Annotated in this window: 17 protein-coding genes and 1 other annotated feature; of the genes, 9 read left to right on the top strand and 8 right to left on the bottom strand. The window is 27.6% G+C overall.

The genetic code is table 11. From position 1 onward, the window contains the following. Positions 1 to 212 precede the first annotated feature (212 nt). Together CDIF1296T_RS08105 and CDIF1296T_RS08100 are read right to left on the bottom strand one after the other, a co-directional pair. Entirely contained in the window at positions 213 to 2150 is a 1938-nt protein-coding gene (locus CDIF1296T_RS08105) for an ABC transporter permease (RefSeq protein ID WP_009896488.1), read from the bottom strand. Further along, the gene (locus tag CDIF1296T_RS08100; protein ID WP_009896487.1) at positions 2137 to 2904 is read right to left on the bottom strand and encodes an ABC transporter ATP-binding protein; all 768 of its coding nucleotides are present in this window, start codon (positions 2902 to 2904) and stop codon (positions 2137 to 2139) included. The genes CDIF1296T_RS08105 and CDIF1296T_RS08100 overlap by 14 nt, the downstream gene beginning before the upstream one ends. Positions 2905 to 3191: 287 nt before the next feature. Here CDIF1296T_RS08100 and CDIF1296T_RS08095 point away from each other — a divergent pair, with 287 nt between their 5' ends. The 5 genes from CDIF1296T_RS08095 (at position 3192) to CDIF1296T_RS08075 (ending at position 8152) form a co-directional block, all read left to right on the top strand. Continuing rightward, entirely contained in the window at positions 3192 to 3866 is a 675-nt protein-coding gene (locus CDIF1296T_RS08095; protein ID WP_003436727.1) for a response regulator transcription factor, read from the top strand. A gap of 23 nt (positions 3867 to 3889) precedes the next feature. Further along, the gene (locus CDIF1296T_RS08090) at positions 3890 to 4894 is read left to right on the top strand and encodes a HAMP domain-containing histidine kinase (protein ID WP_003436739.1); all 1005 of its coding nucleotides are present in this window, start codon (positions 3890 to 3892) and stop codon (positions 4892 to 4894) included. Between the two features lie 111 nt (positions 4895 to 5005). Beyond that, positions 5006 to 6235: an efflux RND transporter periplasmic adaptor subunit gene (locus CDIF1296T_RS08085; RefSeq protein ID WP_003436742.1), complete on the top strand. Its 1230-nt coding sequence runs from the start codon at positions 5006 to 5008 to the stop codon at positions 6233 to 6235. A 7-nt stretch (positions 6236 to 6242) separates the two neighbouring features. After that, positions 6243 to 6917: an ABC transporter ATP-binding protein gene (locus CDIF1296T_RS08080; protein WP_003436744.1), complete on the top strand. Its 675-nt coding sequence runs from the start codon at positions 6243 to 6245 to the stop codon at positions 6915 to 6917. 2 nt (positions 6918 to 6919) lie between these two features. Beyond that, positions 6920 to 8152, top strand: coding sequence for an ABC transporter permease (locus tag CDIF1296T_RS08075; RefSeq protein WP_009896484.1), 1233 nt, complete (start codon positions 6920 to 6922; stop codon positions 8150 to 8152). A gap of 285 nt (positions 8153 to 8437) precedes the next feature. Here the strand turns inward: CDIF1296T_RS08075 and CDIF1296T_RS08070 are convergent, their stop codons facing one another. From CDIF1296T_RS08070 to CDIF1296T_RS08055, 4 genes are all read right to left on the bottom strand, one after another. Beyond that, the gene (locus tag CDIF1296T_RS08070; RefSeq protein WP_009896482.1) at positions 8438 to 9703 is read right to left on the bottom strand and encodes a dihydroorotase; all 1266 of its coding nucleotides are present in this window, start codon (positions 9701 to 9703) and stop codon (positions 8438 to 8440) included. Positions 9704 to 9755: 52 nt separating this feature from the next. Continuing rightward, positions 9756 to 10904 carry a DUF362 domain-containing protein gene (locus CDIF1296T_RS08065; RefSeq protein WP_009896481.1) on the bottom strand — a complete coding sequence of 383 codons (1149 nt, stop codon included), beginning with the start codon at positions 10902 to 10904 and terminating at the stop codon, positions 9756 to 9758. 99 nt (positions 10905 to 11003) lie between these two features. Then, positions 11004 to 11549 (bottom strand): NADH peroxidase, encoded by a 546-nt coding sequence (locus tag CDIF1296T_RS08060; protein WP_009889371.1) that lies wholly within the window; start codon positions 11547 to 11549, stop codon positions 11004 to 11006. A gap of 222 nt (positions 11550 to 11771) precedes the next feature. Then, a complete protein-coding gene (locus CDIF1296T_RS08055) occupies positions 11772 to 12716 on the bottom strand; it encodes a DMT family transporter (protein WP_003439388.1) in 945 nt (314 codons plus the stop codon). A 385-nt stretch (positions 12717 to 13101) separates the two neighbouring features. Between CDIF1296T_RS08055 and CDIF1296T_RS08050 the strand changes: the two genes are divergently transcribed. After that, a complete protein-coding gene (locus CDIF1296T_RS08050) occupies positions 13102 to 13983 on the top strand; it encodes a polysaccharide deacetylase family protein (RefSeq protein ID WP_009896478.1) in 882 nt (293 codons plus the stop codon). Between the two features lie 60 nt (positions 13984 to 14043). Here CDIF1296T_RS08050 and tyrS read toward each other — a convergent pair whose 3' ends face one another. Both tyrS and CDIF1296T_RS08040 read right to left on the bottom strand, forming a co-directional pair. Next, the gene (tyrS, locus tag CDIF1296T_RS08045; protein WP_009889364.1) at positions 14044 to 15252 is read right to left on the bottom strand and encodes a tyrosine--tRNA ligase; all 1209 of its coding nucleotides are present in this window, start codon (positions 15250 to 15252) and stop codon (positions 14044 to 14046) included. Between the two features lie 72 nt (positions 15253 to 15324). Continuing rightward, positions 15325 to 15577 (bottom strand) — a binding site (T-box leader). A 151-nt stretch (positions 15578 to 15728) separates the two neighbouring features. Next, complete coding sequence (locus CDIF1296T_RS08040; RefSeq protein ID WP_009896476.1) at positions 15729 to 16697, bottom strand: DUF2232 domain-containing protein; 969 nt, start codon at positions 16695 to 16697, stop codon at positions 15729 to 15731. Positions 16698 to 16869: 172 nt separating this feature from the next. Here CDIF1296T_RS08040 and CDIF1296T_RS08035 point away from each other — a divergent pair, with 172 nt between their 5' ends. The 3 genes from CDIF1296T_RS08035 to feoB all read left to right on the top strand — a co-directional run bounded on the left by CDIF1296T_RS08035 (position 16870) and on the right by feoB (position 20009). Continuing rightward, complete coding sequence (locus tag CDIF1296T_RS08035; protein WP_003427501.1) at positions 16870 to 17310, top strand: GNAT family N-acetyltransferase; 441 nt, start codon at positions 16870 to 16872, stop codon at positions 17308 to 17310. A gap of 325 nt (positions 17311 to 17635) precedes the next feature. Beyond that, entirely contained in the window at positions 17636 to 17863 is a 228-nt protein-coding gene (locus tag CDIF1296T_RS08030) for a FeoA family protein (RefSeq protein WP_003420037.1), read from the top strand. Between the two features lie 25 nt (positions 17864 to 17888). Beyond that, positions 17889 to 20009: a ferrous iron transport protein B gene (feoB, locus tag CDIF1296T_RS08025; protein WP_003439379.1), complete on the top strand. Its 2121-nt coding sequence runs from the start codon at positions 17889 to 17891 to the stop codon at positions 20007 to 20009. Positions 20010 to 20132 lie beyond the last annotated feature (123 nt).

The raw sequence follows: 20132 nt of genomic DNA, 5'->3' as shown, positions 1-20132 counted from the left end.
CTCGTCATTTTTTATTTGATATTCTGCTTAGATTTATTATATAACATCAAGTAATGTAACTGATACAAAATGATATAAAATATAGACTTTTTCCTAACTTTAATTTTATCTTTAAATAAATATCTTAAACTCAATTCTAGTATTTTCTATCTGCACTTAAATAAGTTATTTTATTCAAAACATATATCTAATTCTTTTGACTTAAAAATAATTTATTCTTTTATCATGTTTAGAGCATATTTTAAAGTTAAAAAATAATATATAAAATATCCTATAAAATAAATGACTAGAGTTATGATAATTGGTACAAGTAATGACCTTGGTATAAACTTTTGTGCTATAGACATAGCAAATAAATTATGAACTGTACCTACAACTAATGGCATTAAAAATATAACTTTTAACTGTTTTGATATTATTTTCTCAATATCTTTATTATTTGCTCCAAGTTTTATTAACATAATATATCTTTCCTTATCATCATATATATTTGATAATTGTTTAAATAAGATTATACTACCTGTACATAAAAGAAATACTACAGACAAAAATATGCCTATAAACAGCATTAGACCACTTAATTTTATCAAGTTATTATAACTTTCAATACTTGATGTAAAATTAAAAGGATAAGTAAATTTCATATTTTCACTTACTATATTTTTTAATTTTAAAGTCAAATCCAGTTCTTTTTTTTCATTTTTTATATCAATTAATCTTATTAATCTAGAATTTCCATGTAATTTTAACTGATTAAATACGTCATCTTTTACTACAATTAAATCAAACGTAGCTTGTGAATTTATTTCTGGCTCCAAGATGCTTTTTTGTACTTTAAACAGATTTATATCATACTCATTTGTATCTTTAATATGCAAGTTTATTTTTTCAATCTCAAAGTCTTTAAAAAATATTTTTTTGTATGAATCAGAAACATAGTACACAGATTCCTTTGAAGTTAATTCTTCATAATTGTTATTCTGATATTGTCTTAATTTTTTAAAATCACTTTCTCTAATAATATCTACAGACGTTCTATCTTCTATATAACTATTTCCATTTTTATAATACATTTCAATATTTATATCTTTGTCTATAAGTTCTATTGTTTTATCAAAGATTATCTTATTATCTTTTTTATATTTATATAATAATTTGTCAATTTCGTTATTTACATAAGAATTTCCTAAATTTATGGTATAACTGTATTTATAATTTTCACTTATGTTCCTATCTATATCGTAATAAAGTGATATGGTAAACCCTAGCATAGTTACACTTGTAGCTATTAATATTGCTATTACAGCCAATACACTACTATTGCTCTTTAATTTAAATCCAAGTTCAGAAAATGCAATTAAATTCTGTCCCTTATAATAAAAACTTTTTCTCTTCTTAACAGCATCAATAATCATATACATAGTTGATGAAAAAAATAAAAAAGTTCCAGGTATTATTGTAACTAATATAAAAACTGAAAGCATAATATTTTCAGCAATAAAATAACTAATTGACATTAAATAAGAAATAGTTATTAATAAAACACCAAGTACACATTTTAACTTTATAAATTTTTTAAACTTATACTTTTCTGGATATTTATTAAATAACTCTATAATTCTCTTATTTCTGATAACTATAGTATTTCTTATTCCAATAACTATAAATATTATTAAAAATACAGCTAATGTCTGAACTAAGGCCTTTATACTTAAGTTCATATTTACTACTATCATTTCATTCATTAATTTTACAAGCATCATAGTCATAAGCTTTGAAAATAACAATCCTAAAAATATACCTATTAATATTGCAACTATACCCATCAAAAAAGTTTCATATAAAAATATTTTTCCTATCTGATTTTTCCTCATTCCAAGTAAACTATAAGTTCCTACTTCTCGCCTACGTCTATTGAAAAAAAATGAGTTTGAATAATATATAAATAAAAATACAAATACCACTATTACAATTGAACTTGTATTAATACTCATCCTAGTTTTCTCTCCAAGTGAACTCAACGCTTCATTATACTCTATAGATTTAAAACTAAAAAATACAAATACACTAAATACAATTGAAATAAAGTACATTAAATAATTAAAAAAACTATTCTTTACATTTTGCATTGCAATTCTAAATAAAGTCATTTTTATTAACTCCTCCAATTAAGGAAACTGTATTTACTATTTTATTATAGAACTCTCTGTTACTTTCTCCCTTTACAATTTCTGTGAATATTATTCCATCCTTTATAAAGAGTATTCTATTGCAAAAACTCGCACTTATAGCATCATGAGTTACCATCAATATTGTTTTATTGCTGTCTTTGTTTAATTTTAATAGACAATTCAACAAATCCCTAGCAGATTTAGAATCTAATGCTCCTGTAGGCTCATCTGCAAGTACTAATGATGGTTTTGTTGCTATAGCTCTACATACAGCTCCTCTTTGCTTTTGTCCACCAGAAACTTCGCCAGGGTATTTATCTAATATAGATTCTATATTTAATTCTTTTGAAATCTCTTTTATTCTATTTTCTATTACTGATACTCTTTCATTTTTTAAAGAAAGAGGCAACATTATATTTTCTTTTATTGTAAGTGTATCCAAAAGATTAGAATCTTGAAATACAAAGCCTAGATTATCACGTCTAAAATCTGCCAATTCATTTTGCTTCATTTTAATAGTATTCTTTCCATTTATATAAATATCTCCTGATGAAGGTAAATCTATTGTAGAAATAATATTTAAAAGTGTTGATTTACCAGCACCGGAAGACCCCATAATACCAACAAATTCTCCTTTATAAACCTTGAAAGTTATTCCTCTTAGAGCTTCATGTTTTGAACCTTTTCTTCCATACTCCTTTTTTATATTTTCAACATATAATATTTCTTCCATAGTTAATAATCACCTTTCATCACAATTAGTTATTTATCAATTCTCACAAATATATTATATATATTAAAATGGCTTTTAAACATTTAATTATATTAATTTAAGGTTACATTTTCGTAAGTATTAATTATATTTCTTCAAATTTATTGCAATTATGTTTAAAATATAATTTATCAAGTAAAATATAGTTATATTAATATAATTATTTTAGGTAATAAGGTAGAAATATTTTAATTTATCAAGTAGAATATAGTTATGTTAATATAACTATTTTGAATTAGGAGGTAAGAATGTTTAAAATAATGGTAGTTGAAGATGACGTCTCATTGAAAAATATCATAGCAAAGTGTCTTACTAAATGGGGACATGATGTTCATCAAATAGAAAATCTTGAAAATATAATAGAAGAGTTCAAAAACTATAACCCAGAATTAGTTTTATTGGACATAAACCTTCCATTTTATGATGGTTTTCATTGGTGTAATGAAATAAGAAAAATTTCAAAAGTTCCTATAATTTTTATTTCTTCAAGAAATTCTAATATGGATGTAATAATGGGTGTAAATTTAGGTGCAGATGATTATATACAAAAACCTTTTTCTGTAGATGTCTTAGTAGCTAAAGTTAATGCCCTTTTAAGAAGAACTTATAATTTTGTTGATAATAACTCAAATCAGATTATTCACAATGGTGTTACTTTAGATTTATCAACTGCAACAATAAACTATGAAGATAATACTATTGAGCTAACAAAAAATGAAATCAAAATTCTCCATGAGCTTATGAAATATAAGGGGCAGATAGTAAGTAGGAATAAACTCATGAAAAAATTATGGGATAATGATTGGTTTGTAGATGATAATACATTAACTGTCAATGTAAATAGAATACGCTCAAAATTAAATGAAATTGGTTTAGAAGATTTTATAGAAACAAAAAGAGGATTGGGTTATATAATCAGTTAAAACAATTCTAAGTAGGTGAATTTATGAGCTTTAAAGATTTTCTCAAGGATAAACTAGGTTTTTTAGTATACAATTTTACTTTCTTAATTTTTACAGTATCAGTTATTATATTTTCTCCTGTAGATGTTTTTCTGACTGATACTATTTTATATATATTAGTTGTAAATGTTGTGTTTTTATTTTTATATCTATTTATTAGCTACATCAAGAAGAACAAATTTTTAGATAAGATAAAAAATGATACATTCAAAATTAATATGAATGATATAGAATTAGCTAGATGTAAAAATGAAGAAAAAATATACTTGAACATTATTAAAAATCATCAATATCAATGCAATAACATAATAAATAATAATATCGAGAAATTTGAAGAAAACAAAGAGATTTTAAATATGTGGGTACATGATGTAAAGATACCTATAGCTATAATAAAACTCATTCTTGAACAAAATGAAAATTTAATTGATGAAAAAATTTCAGATGACATAGATAGTGAAATATTTAGAATTGAAAACTCCGTTGAAAAAATTTTATATTTATCAAGACTCGAAGATTTTCATAAGGATTTTTTAATTCAAGAGGTAAATATTGAAAAAATCATTAGAAATATTATAAAAAAATACTCAAAATATTTTATTTCAAAAAAAATTATTTTAGACTTAAATAATTTGAATTTTAAGGTTTTATCTGATGAAAAATGGCTATACTTCATATTCGAGCAATTATTGAGTAATTCCCTAAAATACTCCTCATTAGGAGATAATATATCTATCTATTGCAAAAGAACCAAAAATTATTTACAATTAAGAGTGGAAGATACTGGTTGTGGTATAAAAAAGGAAGATTTAAATCGAATATTCAATAAGGGATTTACAGGTAATAATGGAAGAAACAATTCTAAATCTACAGGTCTTGGGCTTTATTTAGTAAAAGAACTTTGTGATAAGCTTGGTCATAAAATTGATGTAGATTCAGAGTACAACCAATATACAAAATTTACTATTACATTCAAATGTGATTTATAGTATCTTATTATTGATAGTTTATTTTCATTAACTTATATTCAACTTCTTATAGTAATTCTATATGTACATCCCAGTATATAATTAAGTAGTTTTTATAAAAAGGAGGAAGACATGTCTTTTCTAAAAAAATTTAAAAATAAAAGATTTAGAAATAACAGTTTTAAAAGTAACAACTTTAGAAATAGCAGTTTTGGAAGTAGTGGCTTCAAGTCTAAAAATAAAGGTTTTAAAAACAATCCCTTTAAAAATAAGAGATTCAAAATATATGCAGGAATAGCAGTAATCATACTTTTAATTCTAGGAGTTCTTGCTTATGTTGATTCGAAAAACACTGAATTACAAGCTAATGAAAATTTTATCGAAACATATACTATTCCTGAAAATGAAAAAATATTTATAAATGGGATGGTTGTTCCTAAGCAAACTAAGGACTTCAATATATCTGGAGATTATGAGTTAAGTGATGTTAATGTTACAAATGGTCAAAAAGTAAATCAAGGAGACCTTCTTTTTACTGCTAAAAATCCAACTATAATAGCAGAAATAGATAGTTTAAAATCACAACTTAGTCAATACAAAAAACAAAAAATATCACTTTCTGATATTGCTGAAAATAAAGATGCTATTGCTTCTATAAATGCACAGATAACTGCTTTAAACTCTCAGATAGCTTCTCTGGATAAAAAAGCTTATGACAGAGTTACTGCTCCTTTTGATGGCACAGTATACTTGAATGACCAAACTGGAAATCCAGACCAACCAGTTTCATTTATGACTATTCAAGGTCTAGAGTTTTATATGAAAGGACAAGCAAGTGAACAAGATTTACCTAAAATGAAGATTGACCAAATGGTCAATATACTCGTTTTTTCAACTGACCAAAAGCTTACTGGTAGAATAAGTTTTATATCTGATAAACCATCTACTCCAAATACTGAAATGGGAGCTCAGCAGAATACACTATCTTATTATGATATAAACATAGCATTTGATAATCAAGAAGGATTAGTAAATGGATTCCATCTTCAAGCATCACTTGAAGTAGCTAATTCAAGCTTTAAAATACCAGCATCTTGTGTACTTAAAGACAACAAACACTCATATGTATTTAAGGATTTAGATGGTATATTGAAAAAGCAAATTGTAGATGTAGCAAGTCAAAATGATGATTTTGCTGTAGTTAGAGGCGGTCTTGAACAAGGCGATATAATAATAAAACACCCTACTAAAGAAATGAAAGAAGGAGACCCAGTTCAAGGCGATGGCGTAACTGCTGGTTCTAATAATGGAGATACTACTCCAAACAAAAAAGTAGAAGAAGTTACTATGGATGTGAATTAATTTACATATGTTAATTAAATTAGAAAATATTCAAAAATATTACAAAGTAGGGAAAGATGAATTACATGTTTTAAAATCCTTAAATTTAGAAATTGAATCTGGAGAATTTGTCATGATAATGGGTAAGTCTGGTAGTGGTAAAACTACTTTACTTAATATCTTAGGTTTTCTAGATGTATTTGATGAAGGAAGATATATATTTGATGGAACAGATGTAACTAATTTGAGTGAAAATGAACGTTCTGTTTTTAGAAATATTAATATTGGATTTGTTTTCCAACAATTTAATTTAATAGAAACTCTAAATGTATATCAAAATGTAGAGTTGCCTCTAATTTACAATAAAGCACTAAAAAAATCTAATAGAGAAGAAATTGTTAAAGATAAATTAAGTTCTGTTGGGCTTTTGGACAAGCTTAAGCAGAAACCACTTCAATTATCTGGTGGTCAACAACAGCGTGTAGCCATTGCACGTTGCCTAGCAAATGACCCTCAGATAATCTTTGCTGACGAACCGACTGGGGCATTAGATAGTGAAACTAGCAGAGAAATTATGGAGCTTTTAACAAGGCTCAACAAACAAGGTAAGACTATAATAATGGTTACACATGATCAAGATTTAACTAAGTATGCAACTAAGGTTATACGACTTAAAGATGGTGTGTTTACTTCGGAGGTGTAATCATGAGTTTATTAAAAAATTCTTTGGCCAATTTAAAAGGTCACAAGCTTCGTGTATTTGTAGCTTTACTCTGGATTATAATAGGAATAACTTCAGTAATACTTGTTAGTTCTATAGGTAATGGATTTCAAAAAGAAATTAAGAAGTCTGTAAACAATGTAAACCCTAATAAAACTACTATTTCGTTTGAATCAGCCGATAACACAGGTCTTACTGATGATATGAGTATTTTTTTAAAACCCTTTAATGCAAAAGATTTAGAAGAATTATCATTTGTTGAAGGAGTAGAAAGAATAGCTCCTTCAAGAGATGGGTTTAACCTTGATTCAGTTTACTCTTCACAAGCATCTTTTGATAAAAAAACTACGTATGTTGATGTTGGACCAGTAAAAAAAGATTCTAAAATAAATTTAATTTGTGGTAGAGATTTTTCTTTAGATGATGAAAAAAGAAAAGTAATTTTACTTACATTACAAAGTACAAGTGAAATTTTTGAAAATCCAGAAGATGCCTTAGGTCATGGTATCAACATAAATGGAACTATATTTGAAATAATAGGGGTATTAGATGATTCTCAGCAAAACCAAGCTGGAGGATTCTTTGGAGGTTACCAAGATATGCAATTTACTACTTCCCTAGTACCTAAAAAGGCTTTTGACACTTTAATGAGTCAAAATTCTTATTCAAATGAAATTTACCAGTTAGACTTAGTTTCTTCTAAAGGCTATAATGTAAATGAAGTTGCAAACAATGTTATAGCTAAATTATATGAGATGCACCCTGGTATCAATGGTTCTTATACTACACCAGACCCAACTGAACAGACAGCTTATCTTGAAAGCATTAATTCCAATGTAAACAAATATGTATCTATAATAACTGTAGTTGCAATGTTTGTTGGTGGTATTGGTGTAATGAATATAATGTATGTATCTGTTATGGAAAGACAAAGAGAAATTGGTATAAGACGTGCTATTGGAGCAAAACCTAGGTCTATATTATTTCAATTTTTAGTTGAAGCTGTTTTTATAACAGTATGTGGTGGAATTTTAGGAACTATAGTTGGATTTACTGCTACTAACTATGTTTCTAAATATATAGGTTTTGAAGCTATACCTAGCTTAAATAGCTTATTTTATGCAATTGTAGCTACTATATTGACTGGAGTTGTATTTGGTCTGATTCCAGCCTTTAAAGCCTCTAAACTAGACCCTATAAAGGCAATTTATAAGTAGAAATTGTATAAAGATTTTCGATTTTTAGATTAGTTTATATAAAACATACTTAAATATATAACGCACTATTATATATGATAGATTAGGAACTTAATCTTTCCAAATATAATAGTGCGTTCTTTCATAAAAAGGATTCTCTTCCTTACTATATCTAAATTACCAAAATGTTATGTTCTAATTGTTCAAACTAATACTTCCAATTTTGATTAATCAATCTCATTCTGCTAATATACAATCTTTTACTTTCAATCATTGTACACTCCGCCTTAAAAAAATAATCTTAAATTAGGCGTTATATACAATCTCCCCATTACATATTGTATAATTAACCTTTCCATATAAAGATTTACCTTTAAACGGTGAATTATCAGCTTTAGAAACAAAGCTTTCAACTGTCCATTCTTCTTCTGGATTGAATATAACAATGTCTGCTACAGCCCCTTCTTCTATAAATCCAATATTTAAATTGTACAACTTTGCAGGATTTATAGACATTTTTTCTATTAACTGCATCATACTAAGATGATTTTTATGCACCAAATTTGTTATTCCAAGAGCTAAAGAAGTTTCAAGCCCAATAATTCCACTTGGAGCTTTTATAAACTCTCTATCTTTTTCTTCTTTACTATGAGGTGCATGGTCTGTTGCTATTATTTCAATAGTACCATCATTTAATCCCTCTATAATCTTATCTCTGTCCCATTTACTTCTTAGAGGTGGATTCATTTTTGCATTTGTTCCAAACTCCAATACATCTTCCTCAGTCAATGTAAAGTGATGTGGTGAAGCTTCTGCAACTACATTTGCACCTAAGTATTTTGCAAATCTAACCATATCAACAGATACACCTGAACTTATATGTTGTATATCAACTTTAGCACCAGTCTTTAGTGCCAACATACAATCTCTGGCTACCATAACATCTTCTGCTACACTTGATGCACCTTTTAATCCTAGTTTTGAGGCTACCTTTCCTGCATTTACACCTGGATTTCCAACTAAAGAAGGGTCTTCTTCATGAAAACTAAGTGGTACATCCAACTCTTTTGCCTTAATCATTGCCTCCATAATTAGATTGCTATCCATTAAAGGTAATCCATCATCAGTAAACCCTGGTACACCAGCTTTTTTAAGAGCTTCCATATCAACTAACTCTTTACCTTCAAAACCTTTAGTTATAGCTGCTGCTTGTAAAACATTTATACATGCATTTTTTGACTTTTCTTTAACATAATTAAAAGTATCTTCATTATCTACAATAGGATTAGTATTTGCCATACATATAACAGTTGTAAATCCACCTCTAGCAGCAGATTTAGCTCCACTTTCTATATCTTCTTTATATGTAAACCCAGGGTCTCTAAAGTGTACATGTACATCCACTAAACCTGGAGCAACTACATTACCACTAGCATCTATTATTTTTTCATATTCATCACTTTCATCAAACTTGCCTATTTTATAAATTTTATTTTCTTTTATAATTAAGTCAATATTCTCATCTCTTTGACTTTTAGGGTCTATTACTCTACCATTTTTAATTAAAATCATATTATTTCTCCTTTATATTTTTAATTTATATAGACTCATATAATATTATACATTATTTTACATACTTAAATACAAAATTACGTTTGACATCAATAGCCTTTTTAGGACAAAGTTCATGGCAACAGTAACATCTTATACATTTACTTAAGTCTATAATAGCACCCTTAGTCCCTATCTCTATAGTGGATGCAGGACAAGCTTCCTTGCATTTTCCACATTTTATGCAATCTTGAAATCTTACCACAGGCTTTGGTGTTATAAGCTTTGAAATAGGTTCATTTAAAAATTTTGGTAGCTTTACGGAAAACAATCTTAAATCTTTACTTACATTTGGAATCTTGTAATTTTTTATAATTAAATCTTTTATATCTTCACCTAAAATTTCAATATCTGAAAAATCTTCTTGTATATATCCTCTCTTAATAGCACCTCTAATTGTAGCAACTCTATTTGGAAGTAAACTTATAATCTTACATGCAACAACATCTATAGCATATGGATTTTGTGATGCTAATGAAACTCCTATTTCTCGAGTAGTACCAGCTGAAGGTCCATCACCTTCCATACCTACTATACCATCCATAATTGTCAATGTTGGTTTTATATAATCACAAATATCTAAAAGTACATTTTCGCAAAACAACTCTTCTGTAGGAAATCTATAATGTATCTCTGCTTTTTTCAATCCAGCTATGCATCCATATAAGTTTTTTGTACCCCCAGTAAAAGTTGCCATTATATGAGTCTTTAATTTACAAAGATTTATTATATAATCTGAATCTACTATTGGTTTAATAATATCCATATATTTTAGAACATGTGCTTTTTCACTATGTATCTTAACATCTGAAACATCATAATTTAACTTAATGCCCAGTTCATTTGCTACTTCTTCAATTCCAGATGCCTTATAAATGCTCTTAAGAGAACTTTGATTATATGGACCACCAGGGCTATCTGCTATTGTAATATCACAATTTAACTCTAAAAGTTTTTCACATACAACTTTTACAACCATAGGATGTGTAGTTGTAGCTTCTTCAGGCTTTTTTTTCATCAATAAATTTGGTTTTATAAGTACTTTGCTTCCTTTTTTAACAAACTTATCTATACCACCAATATCCTCTAAATTTTTTTCAATAGATAACTTTACTTCTTCATAATTGTAAGTTTTACAACTCCTAACAGATACCGACTTCATATTATCTCCATCCTTCTATCACAACAGTTTATTTATATAATTTAAAAAAGGAGAAACCAAAGTTTCTCCTTTTAATCTATGTTTTAATTGTTTTAATTATTATTTTCCAAAATGTCTGTTTAATAATCCTAAGAATGCTTTACCATGTCTAGCTTCGTCTTTACACATTTCATGTACTGTATCATGTATAGCATCTAATCCTAATTCTTTAGCTCTCTTAGCTAATTTTAATTTTCCATCAGTTGCACCATACTCAGCATCAACTCTAACTCTTAAGTTTTCTTTTGTATCTGCAACTACAACTTCTCCAAGAAGTTCTGCAAATTTAGCAGCATGTTCAGCCTCTTCAAAAGCTATTCTCTTATACGCTTCAGCTACTTCTGGATAACCTTCTCTATCAGCTTGTCTACTCATTGCTAAATACATTCCTACTTCTGTACACTCACCAGTAAAGTTAGCTCTTAATCCTTCGATTATTTCTGCATCTACACCTTGAGCTACTCCTATTCTATGTTCATCAGCCCAAACCATTTCGCCTTTCATTTCTTCAAATTTATCAGCTCCAACTTTACATACTGGACATTGTGCTGGTGCAGCATCTCCTTCATGTATATATCCACATACTGTACAAACAAATTTTTTCATAATTAATTTCCTCCCAATTTTATATAATTAAATTTTTATTTTTAAGTTTAATAACTTGCTACAAGAATATATATACCCCAGACTTTATAGCTTAAACACTAAAAATAAAATTTATTTCCTAATTAATTTTATCACTTTGAAACACCAGTATCAACCAAGTTTTGATGTCAAATTTCTACATAATACATAATTTATTTGATTAATTAGGAAATAGTTGTCATATTAAATACTTTCTAATGAAGACTCCTCTGAATCTTTAAGTTTCACTTTTTTGCTCTTTAAAAAAGATAATTTAGTTTCTGCAGTTATGATTGCAACAAATATCAAGATACTACCAATAACCAATTTTGCTGTAATAAGCTCCTTTAAAATTATTATAGAAAATATTGTACCAAATACAGCCTCTGTGGATAATATTATAGCTGTTCTAGTTCCATCAACTCTTTTTTGACATATAGTCTGAAATAAAAATCCAATTGTAGTACTAAATACAGCTAGATACATAGTTCCCATGTAACCAGATAATTCAGCTTCCATCTTTAATTGACCTGCAAATGTTTGAACTACAACAGACATTAAAAACGCTACTGTAAATTGAATAGCTGTCAATGCCATTGGGTTGTTATCTTTTGCAAACTCACTTGTAAAGAATATATGAAATGCAAATCCGAATGAACATATAAGTGTTAGAAAATCTCCAAAATTAATAGAGAAATCAGCTTCTAAAGAAAGTATCCCAATTCCTATAAGAGCTACCAAACTACTTATTATTCCTATTTTATCAAGTTTTCTTCTATAAAGTATAAATCCTATGAACGGAACTATTACAACATTAGCTGCTGTTATAAACGCATTTTTAGATGGTGTAGTGTACATAAGTCCAATAGTTTGTACTGTGAATGCTAGAAATAAAAATATTCCTAAAATCCCTCCTGCTTTTAATAATTTTTTACCCATATTGGCACGAATCTGTTTAAAAAACAGTAAATTCATAATTATAGCTGCCAAGAAAAATCTTAAAGTTATGATTTGTAGAGGTGTAAGCCCACCGTCTAATGCAAATTGGGTTGCTACAAAGCCACTTCCCCATATAATTGCTATAAATATTAGTCCTATTTCTCCAAAGTATTTTTTCAATAAAGCCCCCTCCTTTTTATTTTTTTGCAAAATTATAAACCCCCTAAACAGCAAGAGAGTTTTTCTATAAGCATTACTATAAATTAATATAGTAAATTTTTTCAGTATTTTAAATCTAAATTTACATACATTTTGAGCTCAAATTTATATCCACTATTTAACAGTAATATATTAATCATTTTTTGTAAACACCTTTTTAATAAATTTTTATATTTTTTATATTTTTTTACCTATACTAAATTTTTTTATAGATATTTTTAATATATATGATACTTTAATATTATGCAAATAATGTCATATAAGTTACACTTTAGTTATCTTAGTTACAACTTTGTCGGTTTACTTTTTCTACTTTCTTCGATATAATTATAATATATTTTTGATACAATTCGACAAAAGGGGGAATGCTGTAATTATGGTAAAAAAAAGAAAAAAGAAAACTGTTACACTTACTATACTTGTTGTAATAGTTATTGGTATTTTTTCTATGGCATGGGCGGACATGTCTAGAAAAAAAGAAATGAAAGAAACTCAAGAAAGACTTAAAGCTGAAAGATTAGAAAAAGAAAGAATTGAAAAAGAAAAAAATGAACCTATTATTGGTGCAAAAAAAGAAGCTGTAAAAGAATATGGATATGACGCAAAAATAGTTTGGGACAAACTTAACAAATACGACTATTCAAACAATGGAGAAAAGATAGTCTTTCTTACATTTGATGATGGACCATCTACTACTAATACTCCACAAGTTCTAGATATCTTGAAAAGACATGGTGTTAGAGGAACTTTCTTTATTAAGGGTGATTCTCTTGAAAGAAAAGGAGCTAATGAAATTTTAAAAAGAACATTTGACGAAGGAAATGCAATAGCCCATCACTCTTATACTCATGACTATAAAAAACTATATCCTAACAGAAGCCTAAATCTCGATACATTCGTAAATGAACTTAACAAAACTGATGAAGCTATGAAAAAAGTCTTAGGAAAGAATTTTTCCTCAAATGTAGTTAGATGCCCAGGCGGGTATATGTCATGGAAAAATATGGAACCTCTAGGAAACTACTTAAAAGAGAAAAACATGGCATCAATTGATTGGAACGCTTTAAATGCTGATGCAGAAGGTAAAAAGAAAAATGCACAAGAATTATTTGAACATGCAAAGAAATCTTCTGAAGGCAAAGAAATGGTTGTTCTTTTAATGCATGATACTTATGGAAAACAAGAAACAGTAAATGCATTGGACCAAATTATAACATATTTTAAAGACAATGGTTATCAATTTAAAATTTTAATATAATAAAAAAGCAAGTTTATTGAATGTACATTTTATACTCAATAGACTTGCTTTTACTTTACTCTATTTTACTAGCTCGATTTTTACAAATTTTTTCTTTCCTATTTGAACAACTAATTCACTCTCTTTTACAATAGTGCTTAAATCCTCTACTTTTTCACCATTTACCTTTACTCCACCTTGAGAAGCTAATCTTCTAACTTCACTCTTACTCTTAACAATCTCATTAGAAACTAGTACTTCGATTAAGTCAAATCCATCTTCCTTAACTTGAATTGTTTGTATATCTTCAGGTATTTGACCTTTTTGGAATACAGATTTAAATCTTTCTTCAGCTTCTTTAGCAGATTCTTCTCCATGGTATAATGTTACTATTTCTCTTGCTAAGTTCATCTTTATATCTCTTGGATTTACTGAACCCTCTTTCAACTGAGATTCTATTTTATTAACTTCATCAGGATGAACATCTGTCACTAAATTGTAGTATTTAATTATAAGTTCATCAGGAATTTCCATAGATTTTTGGTACATTATTCCCGCTTCTTCATCTATTCCAATATAGTTACCTAAACTCTTACTCATTTTTTCTTTACCATCTAATCCTTCTATTAAAGGCATCATTATTACTATTTGAGACTCCATACCAAATTCTCTTTGTAATGATCTTCCCATTAGTAAATTGAATCTTTGGTCAGTTCCACCAAGTTCTATATCAGCTTCTAATGCTATAGAGTCATATGCTTGCATTAATGGGTAGAAGAACTCATGTACTGATATTGGCATTTGTCCTTCATATCTCTTTTTAAAATCTTCTCTTTCTAACATTCTCGCAACAGTAATAGTTGCTGCTAATTTTATTACATCTTCAAAATTTAACTTAGCTAACCACTCGCTATTAAATCTTACAATAGTTTTTTCTTTATCTAAAACTTTGAAAATTTGTTCTTCATAAGTTTTTGCATTTGCAAGAACTTGCTCTGTTGTTAAAGCTTTTCTAGCTTTAGATTTTCCAGTTGGGTCTCCAATTTTTCCTGTAAAATCTCCAATTATTATTACTATTTGATGACCTAAATCTTGTAATTGTTTCATCTTTCTAAGAACTACTGTATGCCCTAAATGTATATCTGGAGCACTTGGGTCTAGACCTAATTTTACTATCATAGGCTTTCCTTCTTTTTCTGATTTAATAAGCTTTTCCCTTAACTCTTTCTCATCTATTAAATCATCTACACCTTTCATAATTATTCGCATTTGCTCGTCTATCGATTTCATTTTTCATTCCTCCTAAAATATTTATATAATCTATAATTTTTATTTTTATAATAAAAAAAGCTTTCATCCTCTTAAAAGGACGAAAGCATTGCTTACGTGTTACCACCTTAGTTCATCAATATCTCACGATATTAATCTCTTAGAGTACAATTACATATACTCGTGTACTATAACGTGTACTAATCCGATATCTCTTAATGGTTGTTATCTTTCAGAGATAGTGCTCTGAGATGTATTCAAACTAAATCAATTTATTCCATTTCACCAAACTGGAACTCTCTGTTAAATAAAATCTAGCCCTACTTCTTCTCTTCATAGCATTTATATATTCAGATTATTTCATCAATTACAAGAAATTTTTCTTAACTTACTCATAATATATTATTATTTTTATATTTTGTCAACCTTTTTTATTATTATATACATGTTTTTTTACATTATACTACTTTTTTATATTTTTTACCAATACCCAAAATTTATTTTTCAATCAAAAGATTTATTTGTTTATTGACTATATTACTCTGACTCAATCTTATATTTATTTTCTTATTTAAAAATGCGTTTATAATTATTAAACTAATAACTGTTACATCAAATATAAAAAACAGCAATAAAATTATTATCAAAAATAAAATTCTAGCATATAATAATTTTCTAAACTTAGCTATTATAAAGTTTTGTAGTGACATACATGAGTCTCTAATGATAAAATAGACACTTATATAGGTTATTGATATAAAGATTGTTTTTAAATAAACAGAATCAACTTTAACATTCAACAGTTTTAGAACTTCAAAAATGGCTAGATAAGAAACACATATGTAAAAAGCTTTTTTTGAGCAACATAAAAATTGGTTTAAATTTCTAAAATTCTTAAATATTAAAAATTTTTTTAAAGAATTAGAATCTAAAATATGCAATTTATTCCCTAAAATTAAACTTAATAAATATATGCAAAACACCATACCAAAAGGAAACAATGCTATCATTAAATAATAAATAAAATTTGTATACCCATTAAAATAAATCCATTTGCTATATCCTTGAAATTCTTTCATAAAACTATAACCTATTAATGTTGAAGCATATATATCAATGAAAACCATTACAATAACCCCAAATACTGAACCATATACTAAATCATCCATAACCATTGTAGGCTTATTTATTAGATAGCCACACATTATACCAAGTAATACACTCTGACTTGCCCAAATAGCAGTTCCTAGATTTCCAAGTACCAGAGAAATTATTAAAAGCGAAGTAATTCCAGATAAAATGGTATACTTTAAATCACATTTCAAGCAGATTATACAAAAAAATACTGGCACTATAAAATCTAAGTAAATAGCATATCCAAATCCAGTACTCACAGCTATAATTGTTACTACTATGAATAAAGATGACAATAAAGCTGCTTCAGTTAATTTTTTAGTAGTATTCAAAACACTGCCTCCATAAATCATAAATTTTCTAACTAAAGTTTTGTTTTTAATATAGTATATCACTTTTTAAAAATATTTTTAATAAATATAAATTTTAATAAAGGTATTTATGTTAAAAATGGTATAATGTATCTTAATATTCAGTTTTTTAAGATGCTAGGAGGTAATTACTATGTTTAAAATTAAACACTTTAATGATTTGAGTTTAGATGAATTTTATGAAATAGCAAAATCAAGATATGAGGTATTTGCTTGTGAACAGAAGATATTTTCATTAAACGATTATGATGATATAGATAAAAGCTCTTATCACATATTTTTAAAAGAAAATGGATTGATTTGTGCTTACGCTAGAATAATTCCTAAAGAATACAGCTCTTATAATGATGTTTCCATTGGTAGAGTTTTAGTTCTTTCTAGTCATAGAAGAAAAGGATTAGCAAAACAAATGATGGATTGTGCTATAGATTTTATAAAAGTTAACTTACACGAAAATAATATAACCTTATCAGCACAAACTTATATAAAGAACCTTTACTTATCTTGTGGTTTTAAAGAAATCTCAGAAGTATACGACGAAGCAGGTATTGAACATATTAAAATGAGATTATAGTGTTGACAAGCTAATATTGTTAATATATAATTTAAGTATAAATTAAATATTGAATTGATATTTAGGTATTTGAAAATACCTTACATAGAGTCAGAAGGCTTTTGCTTTCTGACTTTTTTATTATCAAAATTCAATAATTATATGGATTCAAAGTGTTAATTTTTATTCTATATTCTACTTTCCCCAAAAGTAAGAATTATACCCAACTTTGTATGATAGGCATCTTGCCTATCTTTTTTTGTAAAAGTAACAAGGTAATAATATAATGCATAGTTTAAAATAAGAAGATTAGCCCAGGCTAAATTTCAAGCATGGAGGTGCTATTATGAAAAACCTTAACGATATTCAAGTGAAAAAAACTGTCAAAGTTGAAGATATATTATCTAGTGGTAATTTAAGAGAAAGAATGTTAGCGCTTGGTCTTACTAGAGGAGCTGTTATAGATGTAGTTAGAAAAGGTCCAAAAAATAATTTAACTGTCTATAAAATCAGAGGTAGCAAGATAGCTCTACGACAAGAAGAAAGTAGCTTAATATTAGTTTCTGACATTTAAAAATTTCTAGCAGGAGGATATTAATATGGGGTTGACACATAACTCAACTAAAATGAGTTCTTTAAAAGACATGTTTGATATAGACAATAAGGAAGACCAGTTTGTAATTGCATTGGCTGGCAATCCAAATACAGGTAAAAGTACTGTATTTAATCATCTTACAGGGCTTAGACAGCATACTGGAAACTGGCCAGGAAAAACTGTAGCTACAGCTCGTGGTAATTTTAAATATAAAAATACCGAATATGCATTAATAGATTTACCAGGAACATATTCTTTATTTGCCTTATCACAAGAAGAAATTGTAGCTCGTGATTTTATATGTTTTGGTAATCCAGATGCAGTAATAGTAGTATGTGATGCTACATGTCTTGAAAGAAATTTAAATTTAGTATTTCAAGTGATGGAACTTACAGATAAAGTTATTTTGTGTATTAATTTAATAGATGAAGCTAGAAAAAAAGGCATTACTATTGATAAAAAACTTTTAGAGGATTCTCTTGGTATTCCAGTTATTTTAACTGCTGCAAGAAATGGCTCTGGTATGGATGAACTATTGGATACTTTAAATGATGTATCTTTTGACAAATACAAATTAAATAATAAACCTGTTAGATACAATGAAAATATAGAGAATGTGGTAAAATCAATTCAACCAGAATTGGATAATATTATACCAGGTATAAATTCTAGATGGTTGGGACTTAGACTTATTGATGGCGATGAAAGTATATTTGAATCTATGAGTAATTATATAGACAAAGATTCTATAGATGCTATTAATGAAGTAAAGAAAAAGATTCCAGACAATATAAATAAACAGAAAATAAGAGATGAGTTTACTAAAATCAACTATGATTATGCTAAAAAACTGAGTGATGAGTGTTGTTCTAATGTTGCTAAAAAATCAACTGATAGAGAAGAAAAAGTAGATAAAATATTAACATCTAAAATATTTGGGCTTCCAATAATGCTCTTATTATTAGGTACTATATTGTGGATTACTATAGAAGGAGCTAACTATCCATCCACTTTATTATCTAATTTATTACTCGGATTTGAGCCAAGTATTTCGGGTATATTAAATAGTATTAATTGTCCATCATGGTTAAATGATATGTTGGTTTTAGGATTATACAGAACATTAGCATGGGTAATCTCTGTAATGCTACCTCCTATGGCAATATTTTTTCCATTATTTACCTTACTTGAGGATTTTGGATATTTGCCAAGAGTTGCATTTAACTTAGACCACCTATTTAAAAAAGCTTGTGCACATGGAAAACAGTGTTTGACTATGTGTATGGGATTTGGATGTAATGCAGCTGGAGTTATTGGTTGTAGGATAATTGACTCTCCAAGGGAAAGACTTATAGCTATACTTACAAACAACTTTGTTCCTTGTAATGGTCGTTTTCCTACTTTGATAGCTATATCTACAATATTTTTTAGCTCAGTTATAACCAACTCTTTCGTATCAAGTGTAGCAACTGCACTTTGCATAACTTTACTGATAATTCTAGGTGTTATAATAACATTGTTGGTTTCTTATACTCTTTCTAAAACGCTATTAAAAGGAGTTCCGTCTACATTTACATTAGAACTTCCTCCTTATAGAGTTCCTCAAATAGGAAGAACTTTATATACCTCTATAATAGATAGAACAATATTTGTTTTAGGAAGGGCTGTAATGGTAGCCATACCTGCTGGTGTCATAACTTGGATATTTGCAAATATATATATAGGAGATTTAAGTATATTATCACATGTTGCAAACTTTTTAGACCCTTTAGCTAAATTAATTGGTCTTGATGGTTTTATATTACTTGCTTTTATTCTTGGATTCCCAGCAAATGAGATAGTTGTACCTATACTTTTAATGGCTTACCTAGCAACTGGTTCTATGATAGAATTAGATAGCTTTAGTGCTTTAGGTCAAGTTCTTAGAGAACATGGATGGACTTATTTGACAGCTTTAAATGTTATGCTGTTCAGTTTACTGCATTGGCCTTGTGCAACAACACTTTTAACAATAAAAAAAGAAACTGGTAGTTTAAAATGGACTGCCTTAGGATTCTTAATGCCTACTATACTTGCTTTTGTTGTTTGTTTTTTAACAACTACAGTTTACAATTTATTTATATAATTAGTATTAACTGACATTAGACATATATTAGAGAAACTATTTAAAAATTTATATACTTTATTATAAAGCATAGAGATATATTCAATGATAAGTAAAATTACTTAACATTTGAATATATCTCTA

This window comes from Clostridioides difficile ATCC 9689 = DSM 1296 (assembly GCF_001077535.1).
Classification (GTDB): Bacteria; Bacillota; Clostridia; order Peptostreptococcales; family Peptostreptococcaceae; genus Clostridioides; species Clostridioides difficile.
Note: the sequence above shows the minus strand (reverse complement) of the source record. Positions and strands in the feature narration are given on the sequence as shown.

Bases quoted from the DNA above. Each gene is read 5' to 3' on its own strand.
- CDIF1296T_RS08105 (WP_009896488.1), bottom strand. From the start codon at position 2,150: ATGACTTTATTTAGAATTGCAATGCAAAATGTAAAGAATAGTTTTTTT.
- CDIF1296T_RS08050 (WP_009896478.1), top strand. From the start codon at position 13,102: ATGGTAAAAAAAAGAAAAAAGAAAACTGTTACACTTACTATACTTGTT.
- CDIF1296T_RS08065 (WP_009896481.1), bottom strand. From the start codon at position 10,904: ATGAAGTCGGTATCTGTTAGGAGTTGTAAAACTTACAATTATGAAGAA.
- CDIF1296T_RS08100 (WP_009896487.1), bottom strand. From the start codon at position 2,904: ATGGAAGAAATATTATATGTTGAAAATATAAAAAAGGAGTATGGAAGA.
- CDIF1296T_RS08035 (WP_003427501.1), top strand. From the start codon at position 16,870: ATGTTTAAAATTAAACACTTTAATGATTTGAGTTTAGATGAATTTTAT.
- CDIF1296T_RS08070 (WP_009896482.1), bottom strand. From the start codon at position 9,703: ATGATTTTAATTAAAAATGGTAGAGTAATAGACCCTAAAAGTCAAAGA.
- CDIF1296T_RS08030 (WP_003420037.1), top strand. From the start codon at position 17,636: ATGAAAAACCTTAACGATATTCAAGTGAAAAAAACTGTCAAAGTTGAA.
- CDIF1296T_RS08060 (WP_009889371.1), bottom strand. From the start codon at position 11,549: ATGAAAAAATTTGTTTGTACAGTATGTGGATATATACATGAAGGAGAT.
- CDIF1296T_RS08080 (WP_003436744.1), top strand. From the start codon at position 6,243: ATGTTAATTAAATTAGAAAATATTCAAAAATATTACAAAGTAGGGAAA.
- CDIF1296T_RS08090 (WP_003436739.1), top strand. From the start codon at position 3,890: ATGAGCTTTAAAGATTTTCTCAAGGATAAACTAGGTTTTTTAGTATAC.
- tyrS (WP_009889364.1), bottom strand. From the start codon at position 15,252: ATGAAATCGATAGACGAGCAAATGCGAATAATTATGAAAGGTGTAGAT.
- CDIF1296T_RS08095 (WP_003436727.1), top strand. From the start codon at position 3,192: ATGTTTAAAATAATGGTAGTTGAAGATGACGTCTCATTGAAAAATATC.
- CDIF1296T_RS08085 (WP_003436742.1), top strand. From the start codon at position 5,006: ATGTCTTTTCTAAAAAAATTTAAAAATAAAAGATTTAGAAATAACAGT.
- CDIF1296T_RS08075 (WP_009896484.1), top strand. From the start codon at position 6,920: ATGAGTTTATTAAAAAATTCTTTGGCCAATTTAAAAGGTCACAAGCTT.
- feoB (WP_003439379.1), top strand. From the start codon at position 17,889: ATGGGGTTGACACATAACTCAACTAAAATGAGTTCTTTAAAAGACATG.